Annotated in this window: 10 protein-coding genes; 3 read left to right on the top strand and 7 right to left on the bottom strand. The window is 64.0% G+C overall.

All coding sequences use genetic code 11. The features are described from left to right. Window positions 1-9: 9 nt before the first annotated feature. On the bottom strand, window positions 10-1,602 hold the full coding sequence (locus AC1D14_RS11450) for an FAD-binding oxidoreductase (RefSeq protein WP_476968511.1): 1,593 nt from the start codon (window positions 1,600-1,602) through the stop codon (window positions 10-12). A gap of 149 nt (window positions 1,603-1,751) precedes the next feature. Here AC1D14_RS11450 and AC1D14_RS11445 point away from each other — a divergent pair, with 149 nt between their 5' ends. After that, the gene (locus AC1D14_RS11445; protein WP_230117407.1) at window positions 1,752-2,702 is read left to right on the top strand and encodes a LysR family transcriptional regulator; all 951 of its coding nucleotides are present in this window, start codon (window positions 1,752-1,754) and stop codon (window positions 2,700-2,702) included. An 11-nt stretch (window positions 2,703-2,713) separates the two neighbouring features. On the opposite strand, the gene AC1D14_RS11440 is transcribed toward AC1D14_RS11445, so the two are convergent. The 3 genes from AC1D14_RS11440 to AC1D14_RS11430 form a co-directional block, all read right to left on the bottom strand. Continuing rightward, the gene (locus AC1D14_RS11440; protein WP_476875881.1) at window positions 2,714-4,021 is read right to left on the bottom strand and encodes an NtaA/DmoA family FMN-dependent monooxygenase; all 1,308 of its coding nucleotides are present in this window, start codon (window positions 4,019-4,021) and stop codon (window positions 2,714-2,716) included. Between the two features lie 198 nt (window positions 4,022-4,219). After that, the gene (locus tag AC1D14_RS11435) at window positions 4,220-5,542 is read right to left on the bottom strand and encodes an MFS transporter (RefSeq protein ID WP_230117409.1); all 1,323 of its coding nucleotides are present in this window, start codon (window positions 5,540-5,542) and stop codon (window positions 4,220-4,222) included. Window positions 5,543-5,772: 230 nt separating this feature from the next. Beyond that, window positions 5,773-6,666 carry a VOC family protein gene (locus AC1D14_RS11430; protein WP_230117410.1) on the bottom strand — a complete coding sequence of 298 codons (894 nt, stop codon included), beginning with the start codon at window positions 6,664-6,666 and terminating at the stop codon, window positions 5,773-5,775. Between the two features lie 379 nt (window positions 6,667-7,045). Between AC1D14_RS11430 and AC1D14_RS11425 the strand changes: the two genes are divergently transcribed. Further along, window positions 7,046-8,296 carry an MFS transporter gene (locus tag AC1D14_RS11425; protein WP_476875880.1) on the top strand — a complete coding sequence of 417 codons (1,251 nt, stop codon included), beginning with the start codon at window positions 7,046-7,048 and terminating at the stop codon, window positions 8,294-8,296. Between the two features lie 56 nt (window positions 8,297-8,352). Here the strand turns inward: AC1D14_RS11425 and AC1D14_RS11420 are convergent, their stop codons facing one another. Further along, a complete protein-coding gene (locus AC1D14_RS11420) occupies window positions 8,353-9,867 on the bottom strand; it encodes an MFS transporter (protein ID WP_476875879.1) in 1,515 nt (504 codons plus the stop codon). A gap of 225 nt (window positions 9,868-10,092) precedes the next feature. After that, on the bottom strand, window positions 10,093-10,677 hold the full coding sequence (locus AC1D14_RS11415; protein WP_230117413.1) for a hypothetical protein: 585 nt from the start codon (window positions 10,675-10,677) through the stop codon (window positions 10,093-10,095). Between the two features lie 232 nt (window positions 10,678-10,909). Here AC1D14_RS11415 and AC1D14_RS11410 point away from each other — a divergent pair, with 232 nt between their 5' ends. Beyond that, a complete protein-coding gene (locus AC1D14_RS11410; RefSeq protein WP_476875878.1) occupies window positions 10,910-11,383 on the top strand; it encodes an MFS transporter in 474 nt (157 codons plus the stop codon). An 18-nt stretch (window positions 11,384-11,401) separates the two neighbouring features. Here the strand turns inward: AC1D14_RS11410 and AC1D14_RS11405 are convergent, their stop codons facing one another. After that, complete coding sequence (locus AC1D14_RS11405; protein WP_230117414.1) at window positions 11,402-11,914, bottom strand: VOC family protein; 513 nt, start codon at window positions 11,912-11,914, stop codon at window positions 11,402-11,404. Window positions 11,915-11,919 lie beyond the last annotated feature (5 nt).

Raw genomic sequence — 11,919 nt, 5'->3', positions numbered from 1 at the left:
ACAGCCGCTCTACAGCGGGACAGCCGACTCCGCGACGCCGTCGGGCGCCTCCGCTCCGACCTCGCGGTAACGCCGCGGCCAGACCCCCTGTTTTCCGGGCGACAGGATGCCGTTGGGATCCAGCGCGTCCTTCAGCGTCTCCTGGAGCCGGCGGATGGCGTTGTTGTTGTAGTCGAAACCGTCGGCGATGACGTCCATGTAGTCCACATGGCTGCGGTAGGGCGCGTAACCATGGCTGCGGGCAGCCGCCAGCAAGGCTGAGTAGAGCGCCCGTGCGCGCGCCAGCTGCTCCTGGTTGTCGTTTTCGAAGAAAATCATGGTCACGTGCACCATGTGGCGCGGGTACAGGTGGTAACCGATGTACAGGTCGAAGCCGAACCGGCGGTACAGTTCTTTGGCTTCCCGGTAGAACGCCCACACTTCCTCCCCGCGGGCGGGAATGATGGGGGCCGCATCAATATGCCCGCCGTTTTCCGCCGCCCATGCCACCGTGGACAGCGGCTTGAGCGTGGGCACTCCGGCCATCTGCGTGCGGTCCATGTCGGCAATGTCGTCATAAGCGACCTGCACGCCTTCCGCACCTTCATAGAGACGGGCTTTGACGGTGAACCCTTCAAGTCCGGCGAAGCGCTCCCGAATGATCTCAAGCCTTCGCTGGGCGAGCCCTTTGTCGCCGTAGATGGCGAACTTGGCGTTCCACTGGCCAATGCCCATCTCCTGGCGCATTTCCTCCAGGCGGTCGTCCGGAATGGACCCCTCGCCCTCATACCAGCGCGAGCGCGGACCGTTCATGGTGGCCGCCCGCACCACGTTGCCGCAGAGGGCGTTGTTCTGGATGACGTCCTCGCGCCGGAGCTGGGTCAGGATGTCCACCAACCTGGGCATGTCCTCCTCGCACTCCACCACAACGTCGCCGTTGATGTAAACATCCGGCCAGGGCATCAGCCAGAGTCCGATCTTGGTGACAATGCCGAGATTGGACTGGGTGAAGATGCTGTCCAGGGTCGGGCCGAAGCCGCCTTTGAAGATGGGCCCGAGTTCCGTTCCCTCCATGGCCCACATTCCGGTCCGCACCAGTTCGCCGTCCGGCAAAACCACCTCCATGCCGCAAATGGACTGCACATGGTCCCCCATGGGCGTCATGCCGTAGCCGCGGTCCAGCGCGTTGCCCAGGACCGACCCCCACCCGAGGGCGGGAACTGACATCCACAGCTTCAGGTCCTTCTCCTGGATGTGTTCGAAAAGGTCGAAGAAGCTGACTCCGGGCTCGATGACGGCGTAGTTAAGCTGGTCGTTCACCTCGATGATCTTGTCGAGGCGGCTCAGATCGAGCGCCACCATTCCCCGTGTGCGCGGTTCCGGTCCCCCGTAGCCCAGGTTCTTGCCCTTGGAGAAGGACCACAGCGGAACGCCGGTGTCGTTGGCGAGCCGGACGGTCGCCTGGACCTCCTCCACGCTCCCGGGACGCACGCCCGGCCACTTCGCCCGGCCGGTGTTCAGGGGGTACGGATCGATGTAGCCCTCTTTGGGCGTGGCACGGACAACATTGTCGGCGCCGACAATGGCTTCTGCCTGGTCGAGGAATCTGGCTTGGGCGTCCATCTACGTTCACGTCACTTTCGGGAGGGGGTGCCGCTGCTGCGGCGATAACTGTGGCGCCGGCGGTCGGAGCCATTTCTTTCATGATGACAAGCAGAGCTTCTCAAGTAAATCGTCTCTTTCTGCTCAACGTTGTCAGTAGAATTGACAATGTGAATATCAGCCTCAACCCCTCGATCACCCTCCGCCAGGTCCTTCACTTCGTGGTGGCGGCCGAAACCGGAACCATGAGCGAGGCGGCACGGCGGCTGCACATGGCGCCGTCGGCCATCTCCATGTCCATCGCGGAACTCGAGCGGATCGTCGGAGCGCAGCTGTGCATCAAGCGCAAGTCAAAGGGACTCACGCTGACGTCGACAGGCATCGTCGTGTTCCGTCAGGCACGCCAGCTTCTTGATCTCGCGGACGAGATCGCGTCGCTCTCCAAGAGGGACAGGACGGACATCCGCGGCCCGCTGACCGTCGGGTGCTTCATGCCACTGGGGCCCACCATCATCCCCCCGATGCTGGCCGACTTTGCAGGCCAATGCCCACACGTGGAGGTGGATTTCATCGAGGGCTACCACGAGGATCTTCAGGAGCGCCTGCTCAACGGTTCCATCGACGCCGCCTTCGTCTACGACATGGACATTTCCCCTGCTCTTAAGACGGCCCCGCTGCTGTCCGTGGAGCCCTACATCCTGCTTCCGGCTGACCATCCGCTGCGTGAGGCAGAGGTGGTCTCGCTCAGGGACGTGGCAGCCATTCCGCTCATTTTCTTCGACGCCCCGCCCATTTCCACGCGCATCCTGGACATGTACCGGGATGCCGGGCTCACTCCGGACATCCGGCACCGCTCGCGCAGCTACGCCACGGTCCGGTCCCTGGTGGCGAGCGGCCGCGGCGTTGCTGTGCTCTTCCAGCAGCCCATGCTGGACGCGCCGTACGAGGAGCTGAAGGTTGTCCTCAAAAGGGTTGCGGAGCCCCGTGTCAACACCCGCACCCCGGCCACCGTTTCGCTGGCCTGGACGCGGAGCATGCGGCTGAATGCCCGCGCCCAGGCGTGGGTGGATGTCGCCGTCGAACGGTTTGGTTCCGCCGGCTCCGCTGCTGAGCAGGCCTAAGCCGAGTGGCCCTACGCAGACGGGTGTGAGAGTCCAAGGTTGTCACGGAGCGTGGTGCCCTCATACTCGGACCGGAAGTAGCCCCGGTCCTGGAGTTCCGGCACCAGCTTGTCGCAGATGAGCTTGAATCCGCCCGGGTTGAAGGGAGCATTGAGGTTGAACCCGTCGCAGGCCTTGGACTCGAACCAGTCCACCATGCGGTCAGCCACCTGGGAGGGAGTGCCGGCCATCCACTGGTGTCCGGTGGAGCGGGCCAGATCCACGATCAGCTCGCGCAAGGTCATGCCCATGTCAACACTCTTCTTGCGGTAGATCTGGTAGCGGCTACCCATCCGGGGGTCGTCGGAGAACCACTCGACCGGGATCGATTCATCGAACTCCAGCTCGGAAAGGTCCATCTTGAGGTCGGCGCCCACCTGCTTGCGGCCGTTGCCCAGGTGCACGTAGCCGGCCAGCTCGTTCGCGAGGTCGTGTGCTTCCTTCTCGGTGTCGCCCAGAATCGGCAGGATGCCCGGGATGATTTTGACGTCGTCGGGGTTCCTTCCCTTCTCGGCCACCATGTTCTTGAACTTGGTATAGAACTCGATGGACGGTTCCTTGAACGGCTGGGCGGTGTAGATGCCGTCAGCCACGGAGGAACCCAGGTCCATTCCTGGTCCCGAGGATCCCGCCTGGACCAGCACGGGACGTCCCTGCGGTGACCGTGGCATGTTGATAGGGCCCTCGACTTCAAAGAACTCACCCTTGTGCCGGATGGCCTTGAGCTTGCTCCGGTCCACGTACTCGCCGGAGGCCCTGTCCACGATGATGGCATCATCGGACCAGCTGTCCCAGAGGCGCTGCACAACGTCAACGAACTCGGTGGCCCGCCGGTAACGCACGGCGGGGTCGGGAACGTCCTCCACACCGTAGTTGCTGAAACCGTCCGACGACGTGACGATGTTCCAGCCGGCCCTGCCGTTGGACATGTGGTCCAGTCCGCACAGCTGCCGGGCAAGATTGTAAGGCTCGGAGAATGACGTGGACATGGTCCCGATCAGGCCGATGTTCTTCGTCCTGGCGGCCAGAGCCGCGAGCACGGTCATAGGTTCATAGAACCCGTTCATCTTGATGTCGCCCCGCATCACCGTGTTGGCATGGACGATGTCGCCGAAGAATACGGCGTCAAGTTTTGCGGCCTCGGCCATGGCGGTCAGGTCTGCCACGAAATCAAGGTTGCCCAGTTCTTCGGCCCGGCTTCCTTCCATCCGCCAGCTGTCCTTGTGGTAGCCCGCGGGCAGCATGAAGGTGGTGAGCACCATGTGATTCTTAGGCTTCATTGCCTGGTTCCTTTCGTGATGTGCGCCTATCCGAGCGCCTCGCTGCCTCCAGCATGGCAGTCATGAGTTGTCGCGTAAATGAGAAGTTTCAGCGCTATGAGTTCAATAAAATTGACAATGCTACCCGCGGACAACCCGCCGCCGAACTGACACCGCCCGCCAGGGCGCATCAGCCGAGGGTGCCGCGTGCGGGTATGCCTAGACTGTGTCGAGTTTGAGGCGCGAGCCCTCACGCGTCAGGCGCACTGCCACGAGGCCCGCCGCCAGGATGACGATCCAGAACGCGGCCACCATCCATACGCCGCCGCCGGCTGCGAGAACCAGGCCCGTGGCGATCATCGGGGTAAAGCCCGCGCCAATCATCGAGGCTCCCTGGTAAGACAGGGACGCTCCCGTATAACGGACGCCGGTGGGGAACTGTTCGGAGATGAAAGCGCCGATGGGTCCAGCGAGTGCCCCCTGAACCAATCCGTTGCCGACAACCACTGCCACCGCAAAGCCCCAGAGGGTCCCATTCGTCAGCAACATGATCAGCGGAAATGCCAGAAGGACGGCTGCCACGCCCGCGCCGGTGAGGACAGCGCGCCGGCCGATCCGGTCACTGAGCCGTGCTGAATAGAAGCAAACGGCCACCGTCACCACGGCGGCGACTCCCTTCCAGTTCAGGACGCCGGAGCGGTCAACGCCGCTTGCCACCGCCATGGAGACACCCCAGACAGTCAGCAGTCCCTGGCAGGCGTAGAACCCCAGGGTCGCCACGAGGGTGACCAGAACGACGCGCGGATGGTGGCGGAGCACCTCGAACAGAGGCGGGTGCTTTATCTTGGCGGCCTCGGCGTCGAGCTTCTGGAAGACGGGCGTCTCTGCCACCCTGAGGCGGATGATCATGCCAACCAGGATCAGCAGGGCGCTGAGCAGGAAGGGTATCCGCCAGCCCCAGACCAGGAACTGGTCGCCGGTCAGGGCGGATACAGCGGACACGACCAGGGTGGCCAGCAGCCCACCGGCCGGTCCGCCGGCATTGGCGAACGCTGCCGCGAGGCCGCGCTTGTTCGCAGGGGCGTGCTCCAAGGCCATCAAAGTGGCGCCGCCCCATTCCCCGCCGACAGCAATGCCCTGGATGATCCGCAGGAGCACCAGCATAATTGGCGCCGCAACCCCTATTTGTGCCGTCGTGGGCAGGAAACCTATAACGACGGTGGCGCCGCCCATCATGAGCATCGACAGCACCAGCATTTGCTTCCGGCCGAGGCGGTCGCCGAAGTGGCCGAAGATGATGCCGCCTACGGGCCGGGCAACGTATCCTGCCGCAAGGGTCGCAAAGGAGGCAAACAGGGAAAGACCCGGACCGAGGTTGGCAAAGAAAACTCGATCAAAAACCAGGGATGCAGCGGTGGCGTAAAGAATGAAGTCGTAGTACTCGATGATGCTGCCGATGAGACTGGAGCCGAGGATGCGGCGCATGTCCTTGGTGTTCAGCGAGTCGGCCGCTGCTGGCTTCCTGCTCGAGGGCAGATTCACCGGCCCCTTATTTCTCTGGGCTGTTTTCGGGTTCAACGTGATCTCTTTTCGAAAGCTGTGAGAGTTTGGTGACCGACGGCGTTGTTGGTCACGTCCCGAGGCAACCCCTTCATTCGCACTTCCAAGCATGACGCAGATCACAGAAGAAGGCCAATCGATTAAACATAACTTTGGCGAAAGTGTTTAATCTGCGCCGGGAAAGGGTCTGGGACATGGGAACGCGGAATCCGTCAGTGGTGCAGGCTGCTGAGGGACCGGCGGTCCACCGGAGCAAGCCCGAACTTGCGGAACTCCAAGGGGCGGTATTCGCCCCACATGTTGTACCAGTTCTCGTCCTCGCCCCACACCACCGGAGGACGGGAGTCGTCGTAGATCTGCTCCAGATCCGTGTAAAGCTCGACGACGGCGCCCGAGGTTTCCACGAAGTAGGCGGCGATATTGTGGCCGGCCCCGTGACGGACCGGGCCCCAGATCAGCTCCCGGCCGAGTTTGTTCAGCCTGTCACCGAGTTTGCCGAGGTCAGCAATGCTTTGCGTCTGCCACGCATGGTGGTGCAGCGTTCCTTCGCCGCGGACCAGGGCGATGCCGTGGTGATCAGGGTTGCAACGCATGAAGTAGGCAAAGTCGTCGCCGATGACGTCCGAGAGCCGGAAGTCCAGGACCCGATGCAGGAACCGCATCATGCCGCCAACGTCCCTGGGGTGAAAGTTGACATGCCCGTAGCGGTCTGGGCCGAAGGACTGCTGGAGGGAAACGTTCTCCTGCATGCCCACGTAGATTTCGAACACGAAGCCTTCGGGCCCAATAAAGGAGAAGCCATCCTCGATACCAACACCGCGGGGATTATTGCTGACGATAGTGAAGTTCTCATCCTCCACGCGCCGGCGGATCTCACGCAGTGCGTCGCCATTCGCTGCTACAAGGCCTAAACCATCAACGCCATCGACATCCGACTCGACGTAGACGAGTTCGTGGTGGACATTAGCGGCAGCGAGATACACGGCATCGGACGTCCGCTCCGTTTCGCGGAGTCCGAGGATCTGAGTTGCATCAAAGACGGATTTACTGAGTTCGGTCGTCTGAATACTTACGTGGCCCATGGCGCTGATCAATCCCCAAGACATCCTTGTCTCCTACTCGTTACGCGGCACTTTCAGATCGCGTCATCAACGGACCTGCATTACAAAATACTATCGTACTTAGAATCGATTATCTATCGAAAAAGTATAATCGCTTCCGGTGCGGGGTCCGCCGACGGGGCCGCGCGGCGGAACCCTTGCGGCGGACGACCGCCGCGGAGCGTGCTGACCGAACATCCTGCACCGGACCATGTTCATGCGCCTGATGGACGGCGGAGCATAAACAGCGCCTGCCCAAGAGTGGTATTCCCGCCGAGACAGGGACTGACAGACCCTGCCTCCCGCTGAATAAATCGGGTAACTTTGATGAAGGACTCCGGCAACCGGCGCCGCCCTCCTCCCCTCTCCTTGAATGGAACCACCCGTGTCTTCCCCGACCTCCGCTACCGCACGTGACCGATTGCCCTTCGGCGCCCTGCTGGTCCTGGCCGCCATCGGCTTCACCGCCATCACCACCGAACTCCTGCCCTCCGGCCTGCTGCCCCAGATCAGCGCCGGCCTGAACGTCTCCGAACCTGTGGCCGGCTATCTGACCGCCGGCTACGCAGCCATCATCGTGGTCGCCGTCATTCCGGCCACCATGCTGCTCGCGCGGGTTCCCCGGAATGTGCTGCTCGTGGTGCTGGTTTTGACCTTCGCCATCAGCAACGTCCTCGTCGGCCTGGTGTCCGACTTCGGCGCGGCCCTGGCCGCCCGGCTGGTGGGCGGCCTGGCCCACGGCGTGCTCTGGTCCACCATGGCGCCGTTCGTCGCCCGGATCGTGCCGGCCCACAAGGTGGGCAAGGCGATCGCCGTCGTGTTCACCGGCAACAGCCTGGGCCTGGCCATCGGAGCCCCGGTGGGCACCGCCCTCGGCGGACTCCTCGGCTGGCGTGCATCCTTCCTGATCCTCGCCGGGACCGGCATCCTCCTGGCCGCCCTGGCGCTCTGGCTTCTCCCCACAGTCCGCCGCATCCCCGACGCCCCGCGCCCCTCCCTTCGCAAGGCGATCGGCCAGCCCGGCGTCAAGATCGTGGCCGTCGCCTGGCCGCTGCTGCTCATGGCGCACTTCGCCCTCTTCACCTACATCGCCCCGTTCATCCGCGAAGCAGGCCTGCCGGACTACGCCATCACCCTCTCCCTCACGGTGCTCGGCGCCTCCGGCCTGGTCGGCATCTGGATTGCAGGCCTCACCGTGGATTCACGGCCGCGCCGTTCGCTGCTGATCACGACGGCGGCCGTCGCCGTTTCGATGCTCCTGCTCCCCGTGCTCGGGGTCACCCTTCCCGGCGCCATCGTGCTCATGGCCGTCTGGGGTGCCGGCCTCGGCGCGATCGGCATCTACAACCAGTCCGCCATCCTCCGGGCCGGCCGCGACTACAAGGACGCCGCGAACGGCCTCACCGTGCTGACCATCCAGGTGGGCATCACCATCGGGGCGGTCTACGGCGCGGCAGCCCTCACCACGGCCGGGCCGCTCCTGGTGCCGGTAGCGGCCGCCGTTCCGGTGGCTGCTGCCCTGGTGATGATTCTGGCGGGCCGCAGGCACGCCTATCCGCCAGGCAGCCGAGAGGCCGGCCGGGCAGGGCACCAAAGCACGGAACCGGCAGCCCAGGACGCACTGCCCAGGCACTAATTGCCCCAGAACTTAATCCCCCAGAACTAAAGGGGCGGCGGACGTCCATGACGGCGTCAGCCCGCCGTCGGCCTCCCCTGTTGCCCCGCGTGAGACGCCCCCGCGGCCTCGTAGCTGCTGTCGAACGGGAGCGTATCCATCTCCAGCAGGGGGTTGTGGTCCTGCGTCGCCACCAGCTCGCGGGCGGCTGCTTCCGAGTCCACGCTGGGCATGGAACCCGGCAGGTGCCGATGGGCGGATTCCGGCAGGAAGTAGATGGCGACAGCCGCGATGGCCGACGTCGCCATAAGGTAGAACGCCGGCATCAGGTCGTTGCCCGTCGCCTGGATGAGCGCGGCGATGATGAACGGGGCGGTGCCGCCGAAGATCGCCACGGCGAAGTTGTAGGCGATGCCCATGGCAGAGTAGCGGTGCGCCGTGGGAAACAGTGCCGGCAGCGCCGATGCGAGAATGGCAACGAAGAACGCCACCGGAAACGCGACCATGGCCAAGCCGGCGAGCGTGGCCGGAACGGTTCCAATCGAGATCAGAAGGAACGCAGGAAGCGCCAGGACCACCGTGCTGACGGCCCCGATCCAGAGCACGGGGCGGCGGCCGATCCTGTCCGAGAGACGTCCCGTCAGGGGGATGCACAGGGACATGACCACCAACACCGGAACGGTCAGCAGCGTCCCGTGGATCTCGTCGTAGCCCTTGTTGGTCGTGAGGTACGTGGGCATGTAGGACGTGAGTGCATAGCCCACGGTGTTGCCGGCGGCCACGAGGATCATGGCCAGCACGATGCTGCGCCAGTGGTCCTTGAAGATCCCCACCGGTCCCACCGGGCGGAGCTCGTCTCCGGTCTCGTGGTGGGCGGCGGCCACGGCTTCCGCCTCCTGGGTGGCCTTGAAGGCGGGCGACTCTTCGATCTTCAGGCGGAAGTAGATGGCGACGATGCCCAGCGGACCAGCGGCGAGGAACGGAATGCGCCAGCCCCATGTCTCCATCTGTTCCTGGCCCAGGACCAGCTGGAGGGCGGACACCATCCCGGCCCCCAGCGCGAAGCCGAGGTAGCTGCCCATGTCCAGGAAACTGACGAAGAAGCCGCGGCGGTGGTCCGGCGCGTGCTCGCACACGAACGTGGTGGCGCCGGAGTACTCGCCGCCGGTGGAAAAGCCCTGGATCAGCTTGGTGACCACCAGCAGTACCGCGGCCCAGATGCCCACCACCGCGTACCCGGGAAGCAGGCCGACGACGAACGTCGCCCCGGCCATCAGCATCAGGGTCATGGCCAAGACCTTCTGGCGGCCGATCTTGTCGCCGAGCCAGCCGAAGAAGACGCCTCCCACAGGGCGGGCGATGAACGTGGCGCCGAAGGTTCCCAGCAGAAACAGGTTCTGCACGGCCCTGTCCGCCTCGGGCAGGAACACCGGACCCATGGTGGTGATCAGATATCCGAAGACGCCGACGTCGTACCACTCCATGGTGTTGCCCACGATGGTTCCGCCGAGCGCCTTCCGCAGAGTGCGAGGGTCGACGACGTTGATGTCTGACACACGCAGGCGACGCGCCTTCAACGGCTGCTCGGTCATAATGCCGTCACCGCCCCAACATTCTGGGTTCTGAGCCCGGGAAGTTCTGCTGGCATTTCTTCCTCCATTGGAGGTCGCCTGTCATCCGCCCATTTTCCCACCGTCCTCCTGCCCCGGCAAGGAAAGCCACGAGGACGAACATGCGGCCAGCAGCTGATGCTGTAATCGGGGTTGCCAACTAACTGGGACTGATTGGACTAACGCCAACTCCAGCACCCACCTGTATCATCCTCTGTGCGTCAGTCCGGGCGGCACATCAGTGACCTCATCTTCAGCAGGAAGTGCCGTGCCGACGGAATTCCCTGATGAGATCTGCCGCTTGATCTGCTCAAGCTCATCTTTGAGCTGGTCAACGGTGGCACGGTATTTTTCGAAGTCCGCCGTTCGGCGCCTAGCCACGGCGTAACTGACGCTGGCGGCGAGAATCGCAAGCGGGAACGACACCAGCAAGGCCCAGCCGGACGCGGCAAGGAAGTCCAGCGCTACGGGAAGTGCCTGCTTGAATGCCAGGAACTCGTTCACCCCGCCGACCACTCCGTTCAGAGCGGAGTCTAGGGGGCCCAGAAACTGCCCCACGACAGGCGTCCCGGAAAACGACGGAGCGCTCAGCGGTGGCTCTCCCCCTGCAGACCAGCGCGAATCACCGAAATGGTTCAGGACGTAGATCCCGGCACCCGCGTTGAGGGCCGCGAAGAGCAGGACGGAACCAAGCGCAGTCCAATGAAGCCTGCGCGGACGCCAGACGCCCGCCACAAGCGCGAAGACGGTGGCCGCAACCCAAGAAAAGATGCGGAGTTCGTCGCGGCTCATGCCCCCCAGTAGATCCAAGGAATTCCCCGCCCCTTACAGTTGGAATCAATGCTTGTTCCGGTCCGAAGCGAGCCTATCCCAGTCACCCCGGCGTATGCCGCGGCAGTCACTGGGTGCAGGCTGCTGAAGTGGCGAGCTCTCACTGACTAGGCACTATTCCTTGGCGCGTTCGGCATGAATTTCCGCATCACCAACGCGCTGATGTCCACCGCGGAGTTCGGAATGGGACCGCGTGAATTCGGGCTACTGGGCTCCATCATGGCCGTCGCGACCTTGGCCGGCGCCCTACTCGCGGCCCCGTCGTTCCGGCCACCGGCTGCGTCTCCTGCTCGGCGGGGCCCACGCACTCGGGTTCTTCACGCTGGTAGGCAGCGTGTCGCCGTCGTTCTGGCTCTACGCCGTAGTTCTGATCCCGGTGGGCCTCGCCTCCATCACGTTCCTGAACAGTTGCAACACCAGCATTCAGCTCTCCGTGGAGCCGCAGTTTCGGGGGCGGGTGCTGGCCCTCTACCTGGCCGTCCTCCAGGGCGGCACTGCCGTTGGGGCGCCGCTCATGGGGTGGATCGCCACGGAACTCGGGGCGCTGGTCGGTGGCAGCCGGCGGCATCATCGTGCTGCTGACCGGTCTGCTCGCGGTAATCGCGGTCACCCGGCGCAGCCGGCTGACCGTCCGCACGCCGGCGGCGTGAGGGTCTCGGATGCCTAGTCCGTGAGATGCATGGGTTCAGCCTTGCTTGGAGGCCCAGTCGGCGACGCGCTGTGTGCTTTCCTCTTCGGAGAGGTCCTCGACGCGGGTCATGATGGACCAGCGCACACCGTACGGGTCCCGGATGCTGGCGAACCGGTCTCCTGAGACAAAGGTGGACAGCGGCTCCCGAATGATGGCCCCTGCTTGTTCGGCGCGCGCCACGAGGGCGTCCGCATCGGCGCAGTAGAAGCCGACGGAGTAGCAGTCATCGTCGCCGTTGGGCGCCGGGACAAGGTGGTAGTCGGGGTTGGGCTCGCCAATTTGGAGCCGCCCCTCGCCGAAGTCCAGTTCGGCGTGGACCACGATTCCGCCGATCTCGGTGGCATTCACAGTGCGTGCGCCAAAGACGTCCTGGTAGAAGGTGATGGCCTCCTTGGCCGAGGGGATCGCCAGGAACGGCGTGAGGCTCGTGAAGCCGTGCGGGATGCCGGATGTTGTGTGCTTGCCGTCGGCGGCCGCGGTCAGTTCGGGGCTTGTAGTATCAGTCATAGATC

It is taken from the genome of Arthrobacter sp. P1_B11, assembly GCF_056406715.1.
The sequence above is the reverse complement of the archived record's forward strand: the minus strand, read 5'-3'. Positions and strand labels throughout refer to the sequence as shown.

Coding starts and splice junctions, on each gene's coding strand:
- AC1D14_RS11405 (WP_230117414.1), bottom strand. CDS start 11,914: ATGACTGATACTACAAGCCCCGAACTGACCGCGGCCGCCGACGGCAAG.
- AC1D14_RS11450 (WP_476968511.1), bottom strand. CDS start 1,602: ATGGACGCCCAAGCCAGATTCCTCGACCAGGCAGAAGCCATTGTCGGC.
- AC1D14_RS11415 (WP_230117413.1), bottom strand. CDS start 10,677: ATGAGCCGCGACGAACTCCGCATCTTTTCTTGGGTTGCGGCCACCGTC.
- AC1D14_RS11420 (WP_476875879.1), bottom strand. CDS start 9,867: ATGACCGAGCAGCCGTTGAAGGCGCGTCGCCTGCGTGTGTCAGACATC.
- AC1D14_RS11440 (WP_476875881.1), bottom strand. CDS start 4,021: ATGAAGCCTAAGAATCACATGGTGCTCACCACCTTCATGCTGCCCGCG.
- AC1D14_RS11430 (WP_230117410.1), bottom strand. CDS start 6,666: ATGTCTTGGGGATTGATCAGCGCCATGGGCCACGTAAGTATTCAGACG.